Below are 20,889 nucleotides of genomic sequence, written 5' to 3'. Positions count from 1 at the left end.
TTCTGGAGCAAATTATCCTCCCTTAAACTCCGTTCTGTTGCTTTTTTATTCCGACTGATGTGGATAAGCCATCGCCAAATTAAAGATAATCTGCCTGTGGCCGATATTTTATATAAATAATCATGCTTTATGTGTTAGGTTATATTCACCATAATAATGATTATCTTTATCAGAGGCTTCATTCAGTAAGTATGAGGGATATAGACTTTTTCACCTGGCGACGGGAATGCTTCCTCCGGTTTCAGGAAATGACCTGTGCCGAAGAGGTATATCAGGAACTTCAGCGACAAACGCAGGCGCTTGAATTCGATTATTATGCGCTTTGTGTTCGACACCCTGTGCCATTTACCCGCCCGCGAACCTCCGTCCATTCCAGTTATCCGCAACAATGGATGGCGCAATATCAGTCCGAGAATTATTTCGCCATTGACCCGGTGCTGAAGCCGGAGAATTTCATTCAGGGACATTTGCCCTGGACGGATGAATTATTCACGGATGCCCAGCAATTATGGGACGGCGCGCGGGACCACGGTTTACGCAAGGGAATAACGCAGTGTCTGATGATGCCAAATCATGCGCTCGGTTTCCTCTCCGTGTCATGTACCAGCTTACAGGCACACTCGATATCCAGTGAAGAAATTGAGCTGCGTTTACAAATGCTGGTCCAGATGGCGCTCACCACACTGTTGCGCTTTGAACATGAGACGGTGATGCCGCCTGAAATGAAATTCAGCAAGCGTGAGCGGGAAATTCTGAAGTGGACCGCAGAAGGGAAGACGTCGGCAGAAATCGCCATCATTCTCTCCATCTCGGAAAATACCGTCAATTTCCATCAAAAGAATATGCAGAAGAAATTCAACGCACCGAATAAGATCCAGATAGCGTGTTATGCCGCGGCGACGGGGCTTATCTGACTGATATCACGTTCTGCGTGTCAGACGAGAAAACGGCTGAATGCTTTGCATCCAGCCGTTTTTGTTACTGGCGGTAGGCTTGTTTAATTTGCTTAACCGTATTGGCAAAAACAGCGGATTCCGCCTGGTCTTCCATCTGCGCGATCTGTTTTTCCATTTTAATGATCACACGACCAGCATCAGCCTGGCCCATCGCTTGTAGCATAAGCGTCAGCAGCGACTTCAGGCAGTTTACTTCCTGTGCCAGTTCCTGGTTATTCTCGGCAGTGGCAAATTCAGGTGTGCTCATTTATTTTCCTCATTATAAAACAGCGCTTGAGCGCGACGATGAAAGTTAAGGCGGCGGAGTATACCACAAGCTACGGCAAAAAATGCAGTGGTTGTTTTTTATACTTATCGCGCAGTGATTATTGGGCGGCGCGGATTATGAAGGTACTCTGTCCAATATGTTAGCGACAATTAAATGTTTATCCCCGGTTCGCCATTCGTTAATTGTTGTTACAAAAAATCGCGCGCTCTTTTTCGTTTGAGTTAACAACTGTTTTAGTAACTTTTCGAATGTCGATGCTATAAAATAGAGGTAAAAGCCCAGCGGGCAAGGGTTTTCTTTCCACTTACTGTACAGCTTAATTTCCAAAAACGAGACCAGAATCGAATAGCCGATTTTTTAGCGTTTTAAACTTGCATGGAAAACCGTTAATATAAACCCAATTAGCAGTCAGTAGCGTTATCCCTATTCTGGAGACATTTCCTTTGATCAACGTCCTTCTTGTTGATGACCACGAACTGGTGCGCGCAGGGATACGACGCATTCTTGAAGATATAAAGGGTATTAAAGTTGCCGGCGAGGCGTGCTGTGGCGAAGATGCCGTTAAATGGTGTCGCGCTAACTCCGCAGACGTGGTGCTGATGGATATGAACATGCCCGGTATTGGCGGGCTTGAAGCCACGCGCAAAATCGCGCGCATGTTCGTTGATACCAAAGTTATCATGCTGACCGTCCATACCGAAAATCCGCTGCCTGCCAGGGTTATGCAGGCGGGTGCTGCCGGGTATCTCAGTAAAGGCGCCGCGCCGCAGGAAGTCGTCAATGCGATCCGCACCGTACACGCCGGGCAGCGCTACATCGCTTCTGATATTGCTCAACAGATGGCTCTGAGTCAGATTGAACCGGAAAAAACGGAATCTCCGTTTGCCAGTTTGTCTGAGCGCGAATTGCAGATTATGCTGATGATCACTAAAGGTCAGAAGGTGAATGAGATCTCAGAGCAACTGAATCTCAGCCCGAAAACGGTCAACAGCTATCGCTATCGAATGTTCAGTAAACTGAACATTCACGGTGATGTCGAACTGACTCACCTGGCCATTCGCCATGGTTTGTGCAATGCGGAGTCGTTAATAAGTCAGTGAGTGAAGCGTTCGATTCAAAAGCATTTCTGAAAACCGTCACCAGTCAGCCAGGCGTCTACCGTATGTACGATGCTGGCGGTACGGTTATCTATGTCGGTAAGGCGAAAGATCTGAAGAAACGCCTTTCCAGCTATTTCCGCAGCAACCTTGCCTCCCGTAAAACCGAAGCGCTGGTCGCACTTATACATAACATTGATGTCACCGTAACGCATACGGAAACGGAAGCGCTGCTCCTTGAGCACAACTACATTAAGTTGTATCAGCCGCGCTACAACGTTCTGCTGCGCGATGACAAATCCTATCCGTTTATCTTCCTGAGCGGCGACACGCACCCGCGGCTGGCGATGCATCGTGGCGCTAAGCATGCGAAAGGTGAATATTTCGGCCCGTTCCCGAACGGTTATGCCGTGCGGGAAACGCTGGCGCTTTTGCAAAAAATCTTTCCTGTTCGCCAGTGCGAAAATAGCGTTTATCGCAACCGCTCCCGGCCATGCCTGCAATATCAGATTGGCCGCTGCCTGGGGCCGTGCGTTGAAGGGCTGGTGAGCGAAGAAGAGTACGCGCAGCAGGTGGAATATGTCCGCCTGTTTTTAGCCGGGAAAGACGATCAGGTGCTGACGCAACTGATTGCCCGTATGGAAAAAGCCAGCGCGGCGCTGGAATTTGAGGAGGCCGCACGCATCCGCGACCAGATTCAGGCGGTGCGCAGGGTGACCGAGAAGCAGTTTGTTTCCAATACGGGCGACGACCTCGATGTTATCGGCGTAGCCTTTGACGCCGGTCTGGCCTGCGTTCATGTGCTTTTTATTCGTCAGGGCAAAGTGCTCGGCAGCCGCAGCTACTTCCCGAAAGTGCCGGGCGGCACTGAGCTGGGTGAAGTGGTGGAGACCTTCGTCGGCCAGTTTTATTTGCAGGGCAGCCAGATGCGTACGCTGCCCTCGGAGATCCTGCTCGACTTCACGCTCGATGATAAAACCCTGCTGGCGGAGTCGCTTTCAGAGCTGGCAGGCCGCCGGGTGAATGTTCAGACGAAACCGCGCGGCGATCGCGCGCGTTATCTGAAGCTGGCGCGAACCAATGCCGCCACGGCGCTGACCACCAAACTGTCCCAGCAGTCGACCGTCAGCCAGCGTTTAACCGCGCTTGCTACGCTGCTTAAGCTGCCGGAAGTGAAACGCATGGAATGCTTCGACATCAGCCATACGATGGGGGAGCAGACCGTGGCGTCGTGTGTGGTCTTTGATGCCAACGGTCCGCTGCGGGCAGAGTATCGTCGCTATAACATCACCGGCATTACGCCCGGTGACGATTATGCCGCCATGAACCAGGTGCTGCGCCGTCGCTATGGTAAAGCGATTGAAGAGAGCAAAATCCCGGACGTTATCCTTATCGACGGCGGGAAAGGGCAGTTGGGGCAGGCGAAGGCGGTATTTGAATCGCTCGATGTGGAGTGGGATAAGAACCATCCGCTGCTGCTAGGGGTAGCGAAAGGGGCAGATCGTAAGGCTGGCCTGGAAACGCTGTTCTTTGAGCCGGAAGGCGAGGGCTTTAGCCTGCCGCCGGATTCCCCTGCGCTGCACGTGATCCAGCATATCCGCGATGAGTCGCACGATCACGCCATCAGTGGGCACCGTAAAAAACGGGCAAAAGTGAAAAATACCAGTACCCTTGAGACGATTGAAGGCGTCGGGCCAAAACGTCGCCAGATGCTGTTGAAGTATATGGGCGGATTGCAAGGATTACTCAACGCCAGTATGGAAGAAATTGCAAAAGTGCCGGGTATTTCGCAAGGGCTGGCAGAAAAGATCTACTACTCGTTGAAACATTGAGGGCTCTGTAGCAACATAGAGCTAAATTTTACTGACAACAGACAGTTACCGTCATCATGCGATTTAATATCCCTACGTTGCTCACTCTCTTTCGCGTTGTGCTCATTCCGTTCTTCGTCCTGGCATTTTACCTGCCGGTCGTCTGGGCGCCTTTTGCCTGTGCGCTTATTTTCCTGATTGCTGCCGTGACGGACTGGTTTGACGGTTATCTGGCGCGTCGCTGGAACCAGAGTACCCGCTTTGGCGCGTTCCTCGATCCGGTTGCGGATAAGGTGATGGTGGCAATCGCGATGGTGCTGGTGGCGGAACATTATCATACCTGGTGGGTAACGCTGCCTGCCGCGACCATGATTGGCCGTGAGATTATTATCTCTGCCCTGCGCGAGTGGATGGCGGAGCTGGGTAAACGCAGCAGCGTGGCGGTGTCCTGGATCGGTAAAGTTAAAACCACCGCACAGATGGCGGCGCTGGTATGGATGCTGTGGCGTCCGAATGCCTGGGTAGAGTGGGCCGGCATTGGTCTGCTGTGGGTTGCGGCGGTGCTGACGCTGTGGTCAATGCTGCAATATTTGAACGCTGCGCGCGGTGATTTGCTTGAACAGTGATCGTTTCGGCTTAATTTTCAGCAAACGATCCTGAGATGCAAAAAATAACGTTGACTCAAAACGTCATATCAGTAGAATGCAACGCATCGAACGGCGGCACAGTTAGCCGGACGACAATGAAATCAAGTGGTTAGGAAGTAGTTAAATAGTTACTTGATGACATGCGGGAATAGCTCAGTTGGTAGAGCACGACCTTGCCAAGGTCGGGGTCGCGAGTTCGAGTCTCGTTTCCCGCTCCAGATTAATGCATCGGCAGCTTGCGGGTGCAGGTCGAAAGACAACAGATTTAAGGCGCGTTAGCAAAGCGGTTATGTAGCGGATTGCAAATCCGTCTAGTCCGGTTCGACTCCGGAACGCGCCTCCACTTTCTTCCCTGGCCGGATGGTGGAATCGGTAGACACAAGGGATTTAAAATCCCTCGGCGTTCGCGCTGTGTGGGTTCAAGTCCCACTCCGGCTACCATGGGAAAAAGCAGAATAATCAAAGCAATAAGCAGTGTCGTGAAACCACCGAAAGGTGGTTTTTTTGTGCCTGTCATTCTGCTAATCAACAACCTTCATTTCTGACTCTCACGTAATAAAACAACGATCCTTTTCAACGGAATTAAACAGATACCCATTATGCTATCGTGTAGCGGGCGCGATTTGCAGTGTGAAGATTTGCAGGTTTGCGATCCTGATTCCCCATGCCATCACCTCATTTAAGGGACGCTATGTCTTTACCGCCATTGTATGCACTGCGTGCGTTTGAAGTTGCTGCGCGGTTGAACTCCTTCAGTAAAGCCGCTGAAACGCTCAATATTACGCCGGGCGCGGTCAGCAGACATGTTCGTACCCTTGAACTGTGGTTCGACTGCGAGCTTTTCAAAAGGCAAGGTCCTCGCGTGGAGGTCACTGAAGCCGGGCGAGTGCTTGCCGGGCAGCTGAACGAAAGCTTCACGAGCATTGAATGGGCCTGCCGGGTATTTCGCAGTGAAAACCACCTGCTGCGGTTAAAAGCGCCCAGCACCCTGACCATGAGATGGCTTCTCGACGTGCTGCGATCTTTTCGCAACAACCATGCAAAACCACAGGTTGAGATTGCCAGCGTCTGGATGGACATTGACACCGTTGATTTCAATCTTGAGCCCTACGATTGCGCCATTCTTCTCGGCAATGGGCGTTTTGGTGACACAACGGAAAGCCAACTGCTATTTCATGAATGGCTTATCCCGGTTTGTACTCCATCGCTTATCGAACCGGCCCGGCAGCGGCTTCCGCAATGCGATCTGATCCATCCTTCACCGGACAGACGTGACTGGCGGCGCTGGCTGCGAAGAACAGGATTGTTCCCGGGGCTCGATATGAGCAGCGGTATGGTGTTCGATACCCTTGAACAGGGAAGTATTGCCGCGATGAACGGGCACGGCATCGCTATCGCCGACCTGCATCTCACGCTTGATGCCCTGAAAAGTGGCCTGCTGGGCCTGCCTTTCAGGGAAGCTATCGCGACGGGGGATGGCTACTACCTCGTCTGGCCAAAAAATTCACTCAAAAGAGAGAGCATTCAGCATCTTCTGGCCTGGCTGCAAAACCATACCCCGGTCGTTCCGGCGCTGGATATCGATTATCTGGCATACGATGACAGTCGGATTTATTAATACCGTTATGAATAAGATATATTTGCCATCTTTTTATAACGTTCTGGCAAAGCGCTGTTCAGGTTGAGCACCTTATCCAGAATATAAAATGCTGGCGTGTTTTTCTGCTGTTCAGCGTCAATAATTGCCGCGCGTAATAGCGTGGCGGCAGACGAAATCTTGTGAAAATAGTCCTCAGACTCCGGCGTCTGTAATTCACCAGAAGTGGCGTAACGCACGTCCGGCCAGCCAGAGAAGTTGAGCAGCGGGAGAGAGTTGCCTGCTTCGGGCTGACAGGATGAAAGCAACGCAGCTGCTTTTTGGGGATCGCGATAGGCAACTGAAAGCATATACGCGCGCTGCGAAAACGGTAACAGGGCGTCAGAATGATTTTTGGTGGAGATAAGCATGGTCATAAAATTCGCTAAATCGCCACCTGATGGGGTTTCAGATGGCGATATAATTTTCATTAACTGAAATAAAGCATCAAGTGTCATGTTTGCCCCGGTTCCTCACATTATGACTATTCAGTTTGCGCCTGAATGTTTTAATTGGCCCACCGTCCGGGTAGGTCGAGAGGATAATATTGGAAGGCGTACGTTTTTGAAAAACGATTAATAATCGCAATCACTGTGAGTTTTTCTCACTATAGCCTTTTCGTTTCACACGCCACCCAGATACGCCTTTCTCACCTCCGGATCCTTCAGCAACGCCTCGCCGCTGCCGCTTAACCGAATCTGCCCGTTAACCATCACATAGCCGCGGTCGGACAACTTCAGCGCGTGGTGCGCATTCTGCTCGACCAGAAAAATCGTCATTCCGTTACGGGCCAGTTCGCGCAGCGTCTGGAAAATCTGTTTAACCACGATTGGCGCGAGGCCGAGGCTGGGTTCATCCAGCAGCAGAAGTTTAGGACGGCTCATCAGCGCGCGGGCGATAGCCAGCATCTGCTGTTCACCGCCGGAGAGCGTCATCGCCCGCTGGTTACGTCGCTCCTTGAGGCGGGGGAAGAGGTCGAACATGCTTTGCATATCTTCCGCTGCATGCTGATTGCCGACGGGGATTGTCCCCATCAGCAGGTTCTCTTCTACAGACATATCCGGGAAAATGCGTCGTCCCTCAGGTGCCTGCGCGATGCCACCGGTGGCAACATAGTGGGTGGATTTGTGGCTGATATCCTCGCCGCAGAAGAGGATCTGCCCGTTGCGGATCCGGGGCTGACCAAAGACAGACATCAGTAATGTTGACTTCCCCGCGCCGTTAGCGCCAATCAGGGCCACAGTTTCCCGTTTGTTAACCTCAAGCGAAACCTGCTTCAACGCCTGGATCACCCCGTAGAAAACATCCACATCCTGAAACTGAAGCATCGGTTCGCTCACAGATTTACCTCGCTTTCGTCGGTGCCCAGATACGCGGCAATCACTTTTTCATTGTGCTGGATTTCAGCCGGTTTACCTCTGGCAATCACATCGCCATGATCGAGCACAATGATGTCATCTGAAATGCCCATCACCATCCCCATATCATGCTCGATCAGCAAAACCGTGATGTCATGGTGGTCGCGCAGGAACCGGATGATCTCACTCAGCTTGTGCGTTTCCACCGGGTTCAGGCCGGCAGCAGGTTCATCGAGACAAATCATCTCCGGGCCGGTACACATGGCGCGGGCGATTTCGAGGCGTCGTTGCTGGCCATAGGACATTTCCCCGGCCAGACGGTTCGCGCAATCCACCAGATCCACCACCTCCAGCCAGTAAAACGCCCGGTCCAGCGCATCGTTCTCTGAGCGACGATACGCAGGGGTGTTCAGCACCCCCGCCAGCAGATTGCGGTTGACGCGCATGTGCTGTGCCACCAGCAGGTTTTCCACAACGGACATCTCGCGGAACAGGCGGATGTTCTGAAACGTGCGCGCAAGACCCGCGCGGTTCACCAGATGCGTGCCGCCAAACATCTTATAGAACAGGCGTTGACCAAGCTGCGCCGGGTTGAGCCAGTCGCCCGGCTGGAATTTCTGGCCGAGCACCTGAATGACATTGGTGGTTTTATTTCGTGCATTGAACAGAATGTTGCCGCCGGAGGCCCGGTAGAAACCGGTCAGGCAGTTAAAGACGGTCGTTTTTCCCGCGCCGTTAGGCCCAATGAGTGCGGTAATGGAGCCGCGCTGCACCTCAAGATTGACGTCGTTTAAGGCCTTGATCCCGCCGAAGTGCATCATCAGATGTTCTACACGTAAAATCGTTGCGTTCATGGCGCCACTCCTTTACGCACGGCAAATCCGCTGCGGTTGATGCGGATCAGACCGCGAGGACGCCAGATCATCATCACCACCATCAGCATGCCAAACAGCAGCACGCGATATTCCGCAAAGCTGCGCAGCAGTTCCGGCGTGACGGTCAGCACAAAGGCGGCCAGTACGACGCCGACGGTGGAGCCCATCCCGCCCAGGACCACAATGGCGAGGATCAGGGCCGATTCAAAAAAGGTGAAAGAGGTCGGGTTAACAAACCCCTGGTAGGTGGCAAAAAACACCCCGGCGATACCTGCCGTCGATGCGCCCAGGGTGAAGGCCGAGAGTTTGACCAGAACGTGATTTAGCCCCATTGAACGGCAGGCAATCTCATCCTCACGGAGCGCTTCCCACGCCCGTCCAATGGGCATTCGGGTCAGCCGGTGTTTAATGTACAGCACCAGCATGACTACCAGGAACAGCACCGCATAGATGAAGATAAACTTCAAGTTGGGGTTATAGGTCAGGCCGAAGAACTCGTGGAAGGGGACGCCGCCTTCTTTGGCGCGTCGGCCAAACTCCAGGCCAAAAAAGGTCGGGGCAGGGGCTGAAACGCCGTTAGGCCCGCCGGTGAAGGTGAGCCAGTTGTTCAGCACCAGGCGGATGATCTCGCCAAACCCGAGCGTGACGATGGCGAGATAATCCCCGTGCATGCGCAGCACCGGAAAGCCGAGCAGGGCGCCCGCGCCCGCGGCCATTAGCGCCGCCAGCGGCAGCATGCTCCAGAACCCAAGCCCCAGATACTGATACCCGAGCGCCAGCCCGTAAGCGCCGATGGCATAGAAGGCGACATAACCCAGATCCAGCAGCCCTGCCAGGCCAACAACAATGTTCAGCCCAAGACCGAGCAGGACGTAGATCAGTCCGAGAATGGCAACCGTCAGAACGTATTTAGTGGCCACAAACGGGAAGCAGATCGCCAGCGTGACAATCAGCGGAATGATCCAGCGCATGCGGCTTTTATACGCCGGCGGCCGGACATACACCCCCGCATTGTCGGATTCAAACCGTGCCTGTAAACGTCTTCCGGCCGCCGTAGCTGAAAAGGCGCTCAGTAAAAAGCGTCCCACCATCACCGTGCCTACAATCCACGCCAGCCGCTGGCCGTCAAAGGTAAAGCTGTAACCATCCAGTATCACGCCCGCAATCGGGCCGAAAATAATCAGGGCGATCATTCCGGAAAAAATCGAGTCCAGAATGCAGCGCTTCAGGGAAAAACCGTCAGAGGTCATCGCGTTGTTCCTTACACTTTAGCCACGACGGGGCGGCCCAGCAGCCCCTGAGGACGAAAGATCAGAATTAAGACCAGCAATCCAAACGAGAACACGTCTTTATAATCCGAGTTCACCATCCCGGAGAATTGCGCTTCTGCGACGCCCAGAATCAGCCCGCCAAGCATCGCACCGGGCAGAGAGCCGATGCCGCCCAGCACCGCCGCCGTAAAGGCCTTGATGCCGATAACAAACCCGACGTAAAAATCAAAGGTGCCGTAATTCATGGTGATTAGCACGCCCGCCAGCCCGGCCATGGCTGCGCCGATAACAAACACCAGCGAAATAATTCTGTCGGTGTTGATACCCAGGATGGAGGCCATCTTACGATCCTGCTGTACCGCACGGCACATGCGTCCTAAGCGGGTACGGTTGATAATCCAGGTCAGCACCAGCATGCCCGCGAACGAGGCGATGAGAATAAAGACTTTGGTATAGGTTATCTGGACAAACCCTTCGCCGAGGTGAAAACGCAGCACGCCATCAAGCATGGTGGGCACGCCCTGCTGGCGCGGGCCCTGGCTGAGCTGGACGTAGTTTTGCAGTATCAACGACATCCCGATGGCCGAAATCAGCGGCGCCAGACGCGTCGAGTTGCGTAGCGGCTTATAGGCGATGCGCTCAATCGTCCAGCCATAAACGCCGGTGACCACGATGGTGAAAACCAGCGTCCCCAGGATCAGCAGCGGAAAGGAGTGGAGTCCAAAAAACGCCAGCAGGGCCAGGCCAATGGCCGAGAGATAGGCGGAGATCATATACACTTCGCCGTGGGCGAAATTGATCATACCGATGATGCCGTACACCATGGTGTAGCCGATGGCGATAAGACCGTAGACCGAACCCAGCGTTAAGCCATTAATTAATTGTTGCAGGAAGAATGTACTCATGGTCGCGCACCTGAATAAAGGGTTACGCCGACAGTCAGACCTGCCGGCGCTGAGCAGATTCCGTCCCGTTATGGCACTTCTTTATATTTGCCTTTGTCATCCCACTGATAGACCACGTAGTCAGAGACTTTGAGGTCACCTTTGCTGTCCCAGGCTTTTTTACCCATCACCGTGTCGACAGGGTTGGCCTTCAGCCACTCGCTGGCTTTTGCGGAATCCGTCCCTTTCGTGGCCTTGAATGCCGCCGCGATAGCCTGCACAGACGCGTAGGCGTAGAGGGTGTATCCTTCAGGTTCAAATTTACCGGTGCGGAATTTCTCGATGACGGCTTTTCCGTCCGGGATCAGGCGCGGATCTTTACCGAAGGTCATGTAAATACCGTTGGTGTATTGCGCCCCACCGGCGGCGGTGACCATCTCTTCATTGACGATACAGTCTCCCGAGAAGAACTTCGCCTGCACGCCCTGTTCACGCATCTGGCGAACCAGCGGGCCCGCTTCCGGGTGACAGCCTCCGAAGAACACCACGTCCGGTTTTTGTGCGCCGATTTTGGTCACCAGCGCGTTAAAGTCTTTCTCCCCGCGGGATAACCCTTCGTACATCACCTCCTTCACGCCGCGTTTCGCCAGCGCCGCCTTAGTGGCGTCCGCCAGTCCCTGACCGTAGGTGTCTTTATCGTGGATGATGACCACCCGTTTGGCTTTCAGCTTATCAAGAATGAAATCGCTGGCGACCTGGCCCTGCTGGTCGTCACGTCCGCACATGCGAAATATATCGCTCATGCCACGTTCGGTAATAAGCGGGTTCGTCGAGCAGGGGGTGATGGAGAGGATCCCGGCATCGCTGTAGACCTCGGAGGCGGGCATGGTCGACGAGGAGCAGAAGTGGCCGACGACCGCTTTCACCTTATCCTGATCGACTAAGCGGTTGGCAACGGCGACGGCCTGTTTGGGCTCGCAGGCGTCGTCGCCCTGAACCAGTTTGATTTTCTCACCGTTGATCCCGCCGGCGGCGTTAATGTCTTCCGCCGCCTGCGTAGCGCCATGCCAGTATTGATCGCCGTAGGTTGCGTTCGGGCCTGTGAACGGCCCGGCCACGCCGATGACGATATCAGCCTGCGCGGAAAAGGCCGTCACCAGACAACCGGCCAGCACCAGGGAGAGGGGAGTTTTGGTAAATTTCAGCGACATTATTATGTTCCTTAGCAAAGAGGTTTTTGCACCAGGTATAAACCCGAACGCCTGATGGCATCGTAAATCCAAAAACAAGAGCGAGAACAAAATGCACTTTAGAAGCAATCTCATGCTTAATACGGCGAGGATCCCACGCACCGCGAAGCGCGCAGAACATTAAGCAAAAAGGTTGCCAGAATGGTTAATCCCTTGACCGGGTCACAACACGTTGAGTATAGAGCGCCGTTTTATGCGCCTTTGCGGGAGGAGATGAATTTACAGCGGAGATCACATCTCCTTAACAACAAAGCCCATAAGTTGTGCAACGGTCACGATTTGCACGTTTTTGCAGCAATAAAGACCTAAACTTCAGATAGGCACGCGCGGCGATATATGTCAGGATCGTTTTTTTTATCAGGAGTATCAGCAATGGCTGAAGGCCCATTAAATGAAAGCGAGATGGCGTGGCTGGAAGAGACATTAATCTCTTACGGTCACGACGATGCATCCGTGATTGACGTGTCCGAACTGGACGGCATGCTTACCGCAGTACTTTCCGGTCCCGTTGTGGTGGAGCCCGACACCTGGCTGGTGGCGGTCTGGGGTGGTGAGAAATATATTCCGCGCTGGAAAAACGATCGTGAGATGAACCGTTTTATCGATCTCTGCTTTAAGCACATGAACGATATTGCCGAGCGTTTGAGCGAATACCCGGATCAGTTTGAACCGCTGTTTGGCTATAACGACGTTGACGGTCAGAGCTATACCGTGGTGGAAGAGTGGTGCTATGGCTACATGCGCGGCGTGGCGCTGACGGACTGGTCATCCCTGCCGGAAGCGCTGGAAGCGGACCTGGCGGTGATTGCCCTGCACGGGACGGAAGAGAACAGCGAGAAGCTGGATGCGCTGACCGAAGAGGAGTACATGGCCAGCATCGAAAGCATTCAGCCTGCGGCGCTGCGTTTGTATAACTACTGGGTGGCTAACCCGCAGCAGCCGGAAGCGAAAAAGCCGATCGTGAACGGGTCGAAGGTGGGGCGTAACGATCCGTGCCCGTGCGGGAGTGGGAAGAAGTTTAAAAGCTGCTGCCTGCATTAAATCATTAATTACTGTGGCCTGAATGGGGCACGGGTGTTGAGTCCCCGCTAAAATCGGCGAACCGGAGACCAGATGACAAGGGCTGGACGCCATGGATGGCGGCCAGAGGCGAATCGAGACAGGATGTCGAGTTGAGCCGACCGCAGGCAGATGGTCGGGAGGTGAGCGCAGTGCGAAGCACCGATTTTCCGCGGGGCCGCGGGGATTGATAAGGGGGCCGCGGCGGCCCCCTTATCCCGTTCACATGCTGTGAAAAAATTATATTCTGTTGATCTTAAGGTGAACGGAACAGTACCTCAGGACCTGTATAAATAAGTTATCCCACTTCCGGCAGCATCCCCGCTGCAATCAAAATCTGCACCAGAATAATCACCACCCCACAACCAAACACCACGCACAGCATTGGCGTACCGCCCGCTACGCGATACCCCTGCTGCGGATGTTGCTGGCGGCTCTTCCACGCCAGCAGGGAAGGCAGCAGCAGGGCCAGTACCGATAACGCCACGCCAGCATACCCCAGCGCCATCACAAACCCGCGCGGGTAAAAGAGCGCGAAGGCCAGCGGCGGCAGGAAGGTCATCGCCCCCGTCTGCAAGCGTCCGGCAACGGTATTGCGACGCTGGAACAGATCCGCCATATAGTCAAACAGGCCAAGCGCCACGCCGAGGAAGGAGGTTGCCAGCGCCAGGTCTGCAAACAGATGTACCGCCAGCTCCACGTGTGAAGAGGCCACCACGTTACGCAGGGCAACCAGGAATCCATTCAGACCAGAATGCTCTGCCATCAGTCCGATGAAGGTATTGGAATCAATACTGCCCAGCGTCACCAGCTGCCAGAACAGGTAAGCAATCAACGGAATGGCGCTGCCGATAACAAAGACGCGGCGCAGCTTGCGAATATCACCGTTCATATAGCTCACGATGCTCGGCACGCTGCCGTGAAAACCGAAGGAGGTGAAAATAACCGGGATGGCCGAAAGCGCCAGACCTTTCTCCAGCGGGAGGGAGAGCAGGTTAATCTTGTGAACATGCGGTGCCAGCAGCACCAGCATCACAATCAGGAAGAGAATTTTGGCGCTGAACAAAAAACGGTTAAACAGATCGACCAGCGATGTGCCCGCACAAACCACGCCGCCACCGATCAGCGTAAAGACAATGGCGCCTGTTTCCGGTGAAAGTGACGCACCGAAGCCGTCATTGATACTTGACGCAATCAGCTCCCCGGCGCCGCTGATGTAAGCGGCAGTCAGGGCGTACATCAGGAACATCATGCTGAAACCGGTGATCCACTGCCCGTAGCGTCCAAGATAGCGTGCAGCCAGGGAGCCTAAGCCAGTATCGGCAGGGACATGCTGATAAACCTCCAGCAATAATAGCGCGGTGTAACACATCAGGGCCCACAGACCGCCCAGCAGCACTACGGTAACCCCAAACCCGACGCCGGCGGCAGCCAACGGCATGGCCAACATTCCTGCGCCAATTGTCGTTCCGGCGACGATAAAAATACTTCCCAGAGTTCTGTTCTTCACGCTTTCCTCTACAACGCTTCCATACCGCGACTCATTCTGCGGCGCAGAGTAAGGGAAAAGCACCATCTCGTCAAATCACCGTTACATAGGGTGTAATAATTAATTTACAAAAAGAAAAGGGTAACCTGCGCCAGCGCAAAGCGTGCCGTAGAGGGAACGTTTAGTCTGCTTTTTATTTGCGAGAGGTAACCATGTCAATTCACGGACACGACGTGCTGAATATGATGATTGAGTCAGGTGAGCGCTATACGGAGGAGAGTCTGGTTGAGGCGATACATGCCCGCTTTGGCGAAGCGGCGCGTTTCCATACCTGTTCAGCTTCGGAGATGACGGCCGCGGAGCTGGTGGCGTTTCTGGCGGCGCGCGGAAAATTCATTCCAGCAGCAGACGGATTTTCCACTCACGAAAGTAAAATCTGCCGCCATTAAATAATGCGGTGCTGAAAACTCAGCACCGCTTTTCTGTTAATTCTGGGTATCGAGCGTCGACAGCTCTTTATCAATGAAGTACAGACCTTCCCCGGATTTACCTGCCAGAGATAATTTATCCAGCACGGATTTAAACAGCTTCTCTTCTTCGTGCTGTTCAGCCACATACCACTGAAGGAAATTAAAGGTTGGATAATCTTGGCTGGTCATGGCGGCATGAGCCAGTTCATTAATTTTCTGGGTGATCAGCTGTTCATGCTCATAGGTGGCGCGGAACAGTTCATCAAGAGAGCCGTATTCGGCAAAAGGCGATGCCACGTTATCAATGCGCGGCAGGCTGCCGGTGTCCGTCAGGTAATCAAACAGACGCTGCATGTGCGTCATCTCTTCCTGGGCATGACGACGCAGGAAGGCGGCCGCCCCTTCAAAGCTGTGATAGCTGCACCAGGCGCTCATCTGCTGATAAAGCAGGGAAGAAAAAAGCTCAAGATTCATTTGCGCATTGAGCTTGTCGATCATTTCAGTTTTTAACATGGTGCAGCTCCGGTTTATTAATTCTGGTTCACGATGAGCGACACTATAATTTGTTATTTAATTATTTGCAAAAAGTAAAATAAATATTTATTTATTAAAAATACGAATGGGAATAAAACGCATTGCCGTCATTTATATTTATTAATGAGAATTGTTTTAGTTCTTGTTAAATAAACTGCCAGCGTGACTGGCAGTAGCGGTTAATACCACGGATTCTGGCTGGAAGAGGTAACAGCATATCCCTGACATTTATACTGAATGGTCACACTTTCGTTCAGACAGAGTGAACCGCTGATCAGGGTGCAGGTTTTAATTGGCTGCCCGTAGGCTGACGCAGTGGCGTAGCCCATATGTTGACAGGCTTTGGTTGCCGTACCGTTATTAACATACTCATCAGACCAGGCGTTTTGCAGCATGGCCTGGCCATAGTCGAGGCGCACAATTCCGTTTGGGGCATCCGTACTGCTGACTTCTGCCTGACGGTTGATACTGCACCCGGCGAGCAACAGGATCGTTCCGGCTATGATTACACGTTTCATGGTTCACTCTGCGTGACGGGAAATACGCCATTGTAACCAACGCGATGGTACGCAATGGCTGGAATAGCCGGAGGATCTGCCCTCTCACTGTGCAACGAGCCGGGCCACCGCGCGAAATTGTGAGCGCATCTTTGTTTTTTAAAACAAGTTTTCACTTAATTTGAAAGTGCGTTTGTTTGATAGTAAGGTTAAGTTGAAAAGGTATCCACAGCGGGATCGCCCGCCATGCATTCAGGAGAGACAAGATGAAAATTGCACTGATGATGGAAAACAGCCAGGCCGCTAAGAATCCCATCATCCTTAATGAGCTGAAAGCCGTTGCTGATGAGAAAGGTTTTCCGGTCTATAACGTCGGTATGAGTGATGAGAACGATCATCATCTCACCTATATTCACCTGGGCATCATGGCGAGCATTCTGCTTAACGCTAAAGCCGTTGATTTTGTTGTTACCGGCTGCGGTACCGGGCAGGGCGCGCTGATGTCCCTGAACATCCATCCGGGTGTGATTTGCGGTTACTGCATCGATCCTGCGGATGCTTTCCTGTTTGCGCAAATCAACAACGGTAACGCGCTTTCTCTGCCGTTTGCGAAGGGCTTCGGCTGGGGGGCAGAACTGAACGTACGCTTTATCTTTGAGAAAGCCTTTACCGGACGCAATGGCGAAGGCTATCCACCAGAGCGTAAAGAGCCGCAGGTGCGTAACGCCGGGATCCTGAACCAGGTGAAAGCGGCGGTGGTGAAAGAAAACTATCTGGATACCCTGCGAGCAATCGATCCTGAGCTGGTTAAAACCGCCGTATCAGGCCAGCGCTTCCAGCAGTGCTTCTTCGAGAACTGCCAGGACAAAGAGATTGAAGCCTTCGTGCGCGGTATTGTTGGCTGATTTACTTTGCCGGGCGGTGCGTTGCCTGCCCGGCAGATAGCGTTACTTTTTCGATGAGACCGCGCTGCCCGCATCTTTAGTCAGCCGCAGCGTGTCAACCATTCCCACCAGGCAGATCAGCGCGATTGCCACAAATGCCAGCCGGAAGCTCATTCCCGGCATACCGGCAATCCCCATCGCCTCACTGACTTTTTCCCCGATACGAATACCAATCGCCCCGAGCGTGATCCCAAGCCCCACGGCAAGCTGCGTTGCGGTTGAAAACAGAGTATTGGCATAGCTCATCTGCGCCGATGGCACATCCGCAAAAGCCAACGTACTGATGGCTGTAAACTGAATCGAACGGAAAACGCCGCCCAGATAAAGGATCAGCATGATGAGCCACGCGGGCGTCTGCGGCGTAAGAAACGCGCAGGCCAGCAACGCCAGGACATTCAACGCACCGTTAATCAGCAACAGCCGCTTAAACCCCAGGCTGCGGATCAGCGGCGTCGTCGCCGGTTTAATGGTGAGATTGCCAACGAAAACCGCCAGCACCAGCAGGCCAGAATGGAACGCGTCCATGCCAAAGCCGACCTGGAACATCAGCGGTAACAGGAACGGAACCGCGCTGATGGAGGCGCGAAACAGCGATCCGCCGTACAGGGTGACGCGAAACGTCGGCACCTGCATCGCATCGAGCCTGATCATCGGCCAGGTTGCCCGCTTAAAGTGACGCAGCGCCAGGCTTAAGGCGACGACACCGACGATAAACAGCGTGGCGGTTAATCCTGTTCGCAGAGGCTCTGCGCCCATCAACTCCATCGCATAAACCAGGCTCACCATGGCAAGGGTGGTGACAACAAAACCCGGTAAATCAAACGGTCGGCGCGTATCTTCATGCAGGTCTGGAATGATGCGCAGTGCCAGCAAAATGGCGATTATCCCCAGCGGCACGTTAATAAAGAAGATCCAGCGCCAGTCGGCATAGCTGGTAATGAACCCACCCAGCGGCGGGCCGATGATCGGCGCGACCAGCGCAGGCCACGTCAGGGTGGCGATTGCCGTGATGAGCTGATGTTTTGGCGTGGTGCGTAGCACGGCCAGGCGACCTACGGGCACCATCAGCGCGCCACCCATGCCCTGGAGGACGCGCATCGCAACGAACTGATCGAGCGTGGTGGACAGGCCGCAAAATACCGAGGCCAGCGTGAAGATCGCCAGCGCGAGGGCAAACACTTTTCGCGCGCCGAAGCGGTCGGCGATCCAGCCGCTGGCGGGGATCAGTACGGCCAGGGTGATCAGATAGGCGCTGATGCCGATATTCAGATCCACCGCCTGGTCGCCGAAGCTTTTTGCCATATCCGGCAACGCGGTGGCGATCACCGTCCCATCCAGAAACTCCATAAAGAAAGCACCGGCCACCAGCAGCGCCGCAGGCGATAATCCACGGCTCTCTTTGCCGGATACGTTTTCACTCATTCTCTTCCTGCCCGCTCAAAAAATTTTATAAACATTTACTGGAATTTATAAGCCTGTAACGTGCGGATTTATCATGGCTTTTTTTAACAAACCAGCAGCACTGAGGGTTTAATAACCGTGACGCAGGTCACAAAATGGTTGATTTTTGTGATGGTGGTCATATTATAAGCGTATTGACAATAACACCTGCATAACACGTTACTGGAGCAACATAATGAAACTGCGCAAAATCCTGAAAAGCATGTGGGCAAACTACTGCACAACGTTTAAAGACGTCCCACCGGGCGCGATGTTCTGATAAAAAAACCTGCTTCGGCAGGTTTTTTTATGTCTGCGGACGACGAGAGGGAGATGGAAGGGCGTCTGTTTTGCTACTATGGCGGCCTTTGAATAAGGAGAACCCCATGTCACAAAACCTGAGCGCCGATCAGGAACTGGTATCTGACGTCGTCGCCTGCCAGCTGGTTATCAAACAAATCCTTGATGTGATTGACGTTATCGCGCCGGTTGAGGTACGCGAAAAGATGTCGACCCAACTGAAAAACATCGATTTCACCAACCATCCTGCTGCGGCGGACCCGGTTACGCTCCGCGCGATCCAGAAAGCGATTGCGCTGATTGAACTCCGATTCACACCGCAGGGTGAGTCTCACTAAAATAAACCGATGTTTTAAAATTAGAAACTCTTTTCTGCTTTTACGTCGAAGGGCGACAGAGCCTGTCGCCCGCAGAAGGATCAGAAGAACGTCTGCACCAGCAGATAGCTCACCACGCAGGCACAGCTGACGCCAATCAGCCCCGGCAGAATAAAGCTGTGGTTGATGATGAATTTACCGATGCGGGTGGTGCCGGAGCGATCGAACCCGATACAGGCCAGATCGCTCGGATAGGTGGGCAGCACAAAGTAGCCGTAGGATGCCGGGAAGAAGGCCACCAGCATTTTCGGATCGATGCCCAGCATCAACCCCATCGGGGCGACCGCGGTCAAGGCCGCAGCCTGGCTGTTGACCAGTTTTGATACCAGGAACAGCACGATGGCATACGTCCAGGGATGACTCTTCACCACCCCCTCCAGCGCCATTTTCAGCTCGTCGAGATGCGCCTGAAAAAAGGTATCGCTCATCCACGCCACGCCAAACACCGAGAAAATCGCGACCATCCCCGCCTTAAATACCGCCCCGTTTGAAATGGCCGACGCATTTACCTTGCAGGTCATCAGCATAATGGCCCCGGCGATCAGCATCATCATTTGAATGACAAGGTTCATCGACAGGGCCGTCATTTTGCCTTTGATCTCAAACGCCGGACGCAGCTCGGGCAGCGCACCCAGCAGGACCACTACGGCAATCCCGGCGAAGAAGATCCACGTGGACCAGTAGGCCTGTTTCGGGAAACGTTGATCCATCAACGTCTCCGTTCCTCCATAGATAAACTCCCGCTGTTTCGGATCTTTCAGCTTTTCCTGAAATTCAGGATCGTCTGCGAGGTTTTTCCCGCGACGCAAGCTCCACAGTGCCGCAATGGCGACGCCAGACAGTGAGGCCGGTACGGAGACCGCAAGAATTTCAAGGATCCCCCACGCGTGGCCGATACCGTGCTGCGCACCAAGAATCGAGACCAGCGAAACGACGGCCACGGAAACGGGGGAGGCGGTGATCGCCATCTGAGATGCCACCGAGGCCACCGCCATCGGCCGTTCCGGGCGTATGCCTTTTTTCAGGGCGATATCCGCGATAATGGGAAACATGGTGTAGACGACGTGCCCGGTCCCGCACAGGAAGGTCAACATCCAGGTGGTAAACGGTGCGAGAAGGGTGATGTGCTGGGGATGTTTACGCAGCAGGCGCTCTGCAAACTGCATCATTACATTCAGGCCACCGGCGGTCTGTAGCGTGGCCGCACAGCCGATGACGGCGAGGATCGTGAGCATCACGTCAACCGGCGGTTTACCGGGTTGCAGACCAAAGACAAAACTCAAAACAAACAGGCCGATGCCGCTTATCAGCCCCAGGCCCATCCCGCCGAAGCGGGTGCCTATCAGCAGGCAGAGGATAATGACAATAAACTCAATGGTGATCATGATGCTCCCTCGTTAATGAATGTAATTAAACAAATCATTACACGATGTATGGTTATTCATTGGGAGCAAGATCTGATTTGTTAAATGTCAGCAAAAGCAGGGAGTTGGTACCCACTCCCTGACGGACTGAGGGATCCCCAGTAATTTGAAAGCAAAAGCGATAACGTTGCCTTCAGAATAACTGAAGGCTTTCAGCGATGCCTCGGTCCGGCTGTAAATCGCTGAGGTGTTTCCTGTAGGCCGGGGCGAGGCGCAGGGATGCGCCGAGAGGGCGGGCTTTACAGGGATGTTACCTCCGCCCGTCCCCGATAAGCCGGAAGGAATAAGCCGAAGGTACCGCG

22 protein-coding genes, 3 tRNA genes and 1 pseudogene are annotated in these 20,889 nt (G+C 53.6%); 13 read left to right on the top strand and 13 right to left on the bottom strand.

Translation table 11 applies throughout. The features are described 5' to 3' along the window. Positions 1-191: 191 nt before the first annotated feature. On the top strand, positions 192-914 hold the full coding sequence (gene sdiA, locus IMQ56_RS07690; protein WP_045333304.1) for a transcriptional regulator SdiA: 723 nt from the start codon (positions 192-194) through the stop codon (positions 912-914). Positions 915-978: 64 nt separating this feature from the next. On the opposite strand, the gene IMQ56_RS07685 is transcribed toward sdiA, so the two are convergent. Beyond that, positions 979-1,203, bottom strand: coding sequence for a DUF2594 family protein (locus IMQ56_RS07685; RefSeq protein ID WP_003859644.1), 225 nt, complete (start codon positions 1,201-1,203; stop codon positions 979-981). Then, a pseudogene (locus IMQ56_RS23140) lies at positions 1,200-1,301 on the bottom strand (hypothetical protein); the annotation flags it as partial. The pseudogene IMQ56_RS23140 and the gene IMQ56_RS07685, both read right to left, overlap by 4 nt. Before the next feature lie 366 nt (positions 1,302-1,667). Between IMQ56_RS23140 and uvrY the strand changes: the two are divergent. From uvrY to IMQ56_RS07650, 7 genes are all read left to right on the top strand, one after another. After that, on the top strand, positions 1,668-2,324 hold the full coding sequence (uvrY, locus tag IMQ56_RS07680; RefSeq protein WP_017384478.1) for a UvrY/SirA/GacA family response regulator transcription factor: 657 nt from the start codon (positions 1,668-1,670) through the stop codon (positions 2,322-2,324). After that, positions 2,321-4,153 (top strand): excinuclease ABC subunit UvrC, encoded by a 1,833-nt coding sequence (uvrC, locus tag IMQ56_RS07675; RefSeq protein WP_017384477.1) that lies wholly within the window; start codon positions 2,321-2,323, stop codon positions 4,151-4,153. The genes uvrY and uvrC overlap by 4 nt, the downstream gene beginning before the upstream one ends. Positions 4,154-4,209: 56 nt before the next feature. Then, a complete protein-coding gene (pgsA, locus tag IMQ56_RS07670) occupies positions 4,210-4,758 on the top strand; it encodes a CDP-diacylglycerol--glycerol-3-phosphate 3-phosphatidyltransferase (protein ID WP_003859652.1) in 549 nt (182 codons plus the stop codon). 163 nt (positions 4,759-4,921) lie between these two features. Next, a tRNA-Gly gene (locus IMQ56_RS07665) sits at positions 4,922-4,997 on the top strand. 51 nt (positions 4,998-5,048) lie between these two features. Then, a tRNA-Cys gene (locus IMQ56_RS07660) sits at positions 5,049-5,122 on the top strand. Positions 5,123-5,133: 11 nt separating this feature from the next. Further along, positions 5,134-5,220, top strand: a tRNA-Leu gene (locus IMQ56_RS07655). A 250-nt stretch (positions 5,221-5,470) separates the two neighbouring features. Then, entirely contained in the window at positions 5,471-6,397 is a 927-nt protein-coding gene (locus IMQ56_RS07650; RefSeq protein WP_017384433.1) for a LysR substrate-binding domain-containing protein, read from the top strand. Positions 6,398-6,402: 5 nt separating this feature from the next. On the opposite strand, the gene IMQ56_RS07645 is transcribed toward IMQ56_RS07650, so the two are convergent. From IMQ56_RS07645 to IMQ56_RS07620, 6 genes are all read right to left on the bottom strand, one after another. Then, positions 6,403-6,873 carry a hypothetical protein gene (locus tag IMQ56_RS07645; protein WP_196063781.1) on the bottom strand — a complete coding sequence of 157 codons (471 nt, stop codon included), beginning with the start codon at positions 6,871-6,873 and terminating at the stop codon, positions 6,403-6,405. A gap of 165 nt (positions 6,874-7,038) precedes the next feature. Further along, a complete protein-coding gene (locus tag IMQ56_RS07640) occupies positions 7,039-7,755 on the bottom strand; it encodes an ABC transporter ATP-binding protein (protein WP_032619512.1) in 717 nt (238 codons plus the stop codon). Further along, entirely contained in the window at positions 7,752-8,627 is an 876-nt protein-coding gene (locus IMQ56_RS07635; protein ID WP_015570244.1) for an ATP-binding cassette domain-containing protein, read from the bottom strand. Before IMQ56_RS07635 ends, IMQ56_RS07640 begins: the two co-directional genes overlap by 4 nt. After that, the gene (gene livM / locus IMQ56_RS07630; protein WP_015570245.1) at positions 8,624-9,898 is read right to left on the bottom strand and encodes a high-affinity branched-chain amino acid ABC transporter permease LivM; all 1,275 of its coding nucleotides are present in this window, start codon (positions 9,896-9,898) and stop codon (positions 8,624-8,626) included. Before livM ends, IMQ56_RS07635 begins: the two co-directional genes overlap by 4 nt. 11 nt (positions 9,899-9,909) lie before the next feature. Next, positions 9,910-10,824 carry a branched-chain amino acid ABC transporter permease gene (locus tag IMQ56_RS07625; RefSeq protein WP_003859667.1) on the bottom strand — a complete coding sequence of 305 codons (915 nt, stop codon included), beginning with the start codon at positions 10,822-10,824 and terminating at the stop codon, positions 9,910-9,912. Between the two features lie 68 nt (positions 10,825-10,892). Next, positions 10,893-12,014, bottom strand: a complete 1,122-nt coding sequence (locus IMQ56_RS07620) for a branched-chain amino acid ABC transporter substrate-binding protein (protein WP_196063780.1) — start codon at positions 12,012-12,014, stop codon at positions 10,893-10,895. 411 nt (positions 12,015-12,425) lie between these two features. Between IMQ56_RS07620 and IMQ56_RS07615 the strand changes: the two genes are divergently transcribed. After that, entirely contained in the window at positions 12,426-13,094 is a 669-nt protein-coding gene (locus tag IMQ56_RS07615; protein ID WP_003859671.1) for a YecA family protein, read from the top strand. Between the two features lie 316 nt (positions 13,095-13,410). Here IMQ56_RS07615 and tyrP read toward each other — a convergent pair whose 3' ends face one another. After that, entirely contained in the window at positions 13,411-14,622 is a 1,212-nt protein-coding gene (gene tyrP, locus IMQ56_RS07610) for a tyrosine transporter TyrP (RefSeq protein WP_180260736.1), read from the bottom strand. Between the two features lie 191 nt (positions 14,623-14,813). On the opposite strand from tyrP, the gene IMQ56_RS07605 reads away from it, so the two are divergent. Beyond that, positions 14,814-15,050, top strand: coding sequence for a YecH family metal-binding protein (locus tag IMQ56_RS07605; RefSeq protein WP_003859673.1), 237 nt, complete (start codon positions 14,814-14,816; stop codon positions 15,048-15,050). Between the two features lie 36 nt (positions 15,051-15,086). On the opposite strand, the gene ftnA is transcribed toward IMQ56_RS07605, so the two are convergent. Both ftnA and yecR read right to left on the bottom strand, forming a co-directional pair. Then, positions 15,087-15,584 carry a non-heme ferritin gene (ftnA, locus tag IMQ56_RS07600; RefSeq protein ID WP_003859676.1) on the bottom strand — a complete coding sequence of 166 codons (498 nt, stop codon included), beginning with the start codon at positions 15,582-15,584 and terminating at the stop codon, positions 15,087-15,089. Positions 15,585-15,784: 200 nt separating this feature from the next. Continuing rightward, on the bottom strand, positions 15,785-16,123 hold the full coding sequence (gene yecR, locus IMQ56_RS07595; protein WP_015570249.1) for a YecR family lipoprotein: 339 nt from the start codon (positions 16,121-16,123) through the stop codon (positions 15,785-15,787). Positions 16,124-16,368: 245 nt separating this feature from the next. On the opposite strand from yecR, the gene IMQ56_RS07590 reads away from it, so the two are divergent. Continuing rightward, complete coding sequence (locus IMQ56_RS07590; protein ID WP_003859680.1) at positions 16,369-17,007, top strand: RpiB/LacA/LacB family sugar-phosphate isomerase; 639 nt, start codon at positions 16,369-16,371, stop codon at positions 17,005-17,007. A 42-nt stretch (positions 17,008-17,049) separates the two neighbouring features. On the opposite strand, the gene IMQ56_RS07585 is transcribed toward IMQ56_RS07590, so the two are convergent. Next, positions 17,050-18,468, bottom strand: coding sequence for an MFS transporter (locus tag IMQ56_RS07585; protein ID WP_017384426.1), 1,419 nt, complete (start codon positions 18,466-18,468; stop codon positions 17,050-17,052). A 214-nt stretch (positions 18,469-18,682) separates the two neighbouring features. On the opposite strand from IMQ56_RS07585, the gene azuC reads away from it, so the two are divergent. Together azuC and IMQ56_RS07575 are read left to right on the top strand one after the other, a co-directional pair. Next, positions 18,683-18,766 (top strand): stress response protein AzuC, encoded by an 84-nt coding sequence (gene azuC / locus IMQ56_RS07580; RefSeq protein ID WP_003859682.1) that lies wholly within the window; start codon positions 18,683-18,685, stop codon positions 18,764-18,766. Positions 18,767-18,872: 106 nt separating this feature from the next. Then, positions 18,873-19,124 carry a DUF2766 family protein gene (locus IMQ56_RS07575; protein WP_003859683.1) on the top strand — a complete coding sequence of 84 codons (252 nt, stop codon included), beginning with the start codon at positions 18,873-18,875 and terminating at the stop codon, positions 19,122-19,124. 80 nt (positions 19,125-19,204) lie between these two features. Here the strand turns inward: IMQ56_RS07575 and IMQ56_RS07570 are convergent, their stop codons facing one another. Further along, the gene (locus IMQ56_RS07570) at positions 19,205-20,548 is read right to left on the bottom strand and encodes an anaerobic C4-dicarboxylate transporter (protein WP_017693227.1); all 1,344 of its coding nucleotides are present in this window, start codon (positions 20,546-20,548) and stop codon (positions 19,205-19,207) included. Positions 20,549-20,889 lie beyond the last annotated feature (341 nt).

This window comes from Enterobacter sp. Res13-Sevr-PEC09-46 (assembly GCF_015672585.1).
Taxonomy (GTDB): Bacteria; Pseudomonadota; Gammaproteobacteria; order Enterobacterales; family Enterobacteriaceae; genus Enterobacter; species Enterobacter hormaechei_C.
This window is presented reverse-complemented; position numbering and strand designations above follow the sequence as displayed.

Excerpts from the sequence above, each read along its gene's own strand:
- IMQ56_RS07605 (WP_003859673.1), top strand. The coding sequence starts at position 14,814 with ATGTCAATTCACGGACACGACGTGCTGAATATGATGATTGAGTCAGGT.
- IMQ56_RS07645 (WP_196063781.1), bottom strand. The coding sequence starts at position 6,873 with ATGACACTTGATGCTTTATTTCAGTTAATGAAAATTATATCGCCATCT.
- IMQ56_RS07575 (WP_003859683.1), top strand. The coding sequence starts at position 18,873 with ATGTCACAAAACCTGAGCGCCGATCAGGAACTGGTATCTGACGTCGTC.
- IMQ56_RS07585 (WP_017384426.1), bottom strand. The coding sequence starts at position 18,468 with ATGAGTGAAAACGTATCCGGCAAAGAGAGCCGTGGATTATCGCCTGCG.
- IMQ56_RS07570 (WP_017693227.1), bottom strand. The coding sequence starts at position 20,548 with ATGATCACCATTGAGTTTATTGTCATTATCCTCTGCCTGCTGATAGGC.
- IMQ56_RS07615 (WP_003859671.1), top strand. The coding sequence starts at position 12,426 with ATGGCTGAAGGCCCATTAAATGAAAGCGAGATGGCGTGGCTGGAAGAG.
- IMQ56_RS07650 (WP_017384433.1), top strand. The coding sequence starts at position 5,471 with ATGTCTTTACCGCCATTGTATGCACTGCGTGCGTTTGAAGTTGCTGCG.
- ftnA (WP_003859676.1), bottom strand. The coding sequence starts at position 15,584 with ATGTTAAAAACTGAAATGATCGACAAGCTCAATGCGCAAATGAATCTT.
- livM (WP_015570245.1), bottom strand. The coding sequence starts at position 9,898 with ATGACCTCTGACGGTTTTTCCCTGAAGCGCTGCATTCTGGACTCGATT.
- IMQ56_RS07635 (WP_015570244.1), bottom strand. The coding sequence starts at position 8,627 with ATGAACGCAACGATTTTACGTGTAGAACATCTGATGATGCACTTCGGC.
- IMQ56_RS07590 (WP_003859680.1), top strand. The coding sequence starts at position 16,369 with ATGAAAATTGCACTGATGATGGAAAACAGCCAGGCCGCTAAGAATCCC.
- IMQ56_RS07620 (WP_196063780.1), bottom strand. The coding sequence starts at position 12,014 with ATGTCGCTGAAATTTACCAAAACTCCCCTCTCCCTGGTGCTGGCCGGT.
- sdiA (WP_045333304.1), top strand. The coding sequence starts at position 192 with ATGAGGGATATAGACTTTTTCACCTGGCGACGGGAATGCTTCCTCCGG.
- IMQ56_RS07685 (WP_003859644.1), bottom strand. The coding sequence starts at position 1,203 with ATGAGCACACCTGAATTTGCCACTGCCGAGAATAACCAGGAACTGGCA.
- azuC (WP_003859682.1), top strand. The coding sequence starts at position 18,683 with ATGAAACTGCGCAAAATCCTGAAAAGCATGTGGGCAAACTACTGCACA.
- pgsA (WP_003859652.1), top strand. The coding sequence starts at position 4,210 with ATGCGATTTAATATCCCTACGTTGCTCACTCTCTTTCGCGTTGTGCTC.
- IMQ56_RS07625 (WP_003859667.1), bottom strand. The coding sequence starts at position 10,824 with ATGAGTACATTCTTCCTGCAACAATTAATTAATGGCTTAACGCTGGGT.
- yecR (WP_015570249.1), bottom strand. The coding sequence starts at position 16,123 with ATGAAACGTGTAATCATAGCCGGAACGATCCTGTTGCTCGCCGGGTGC.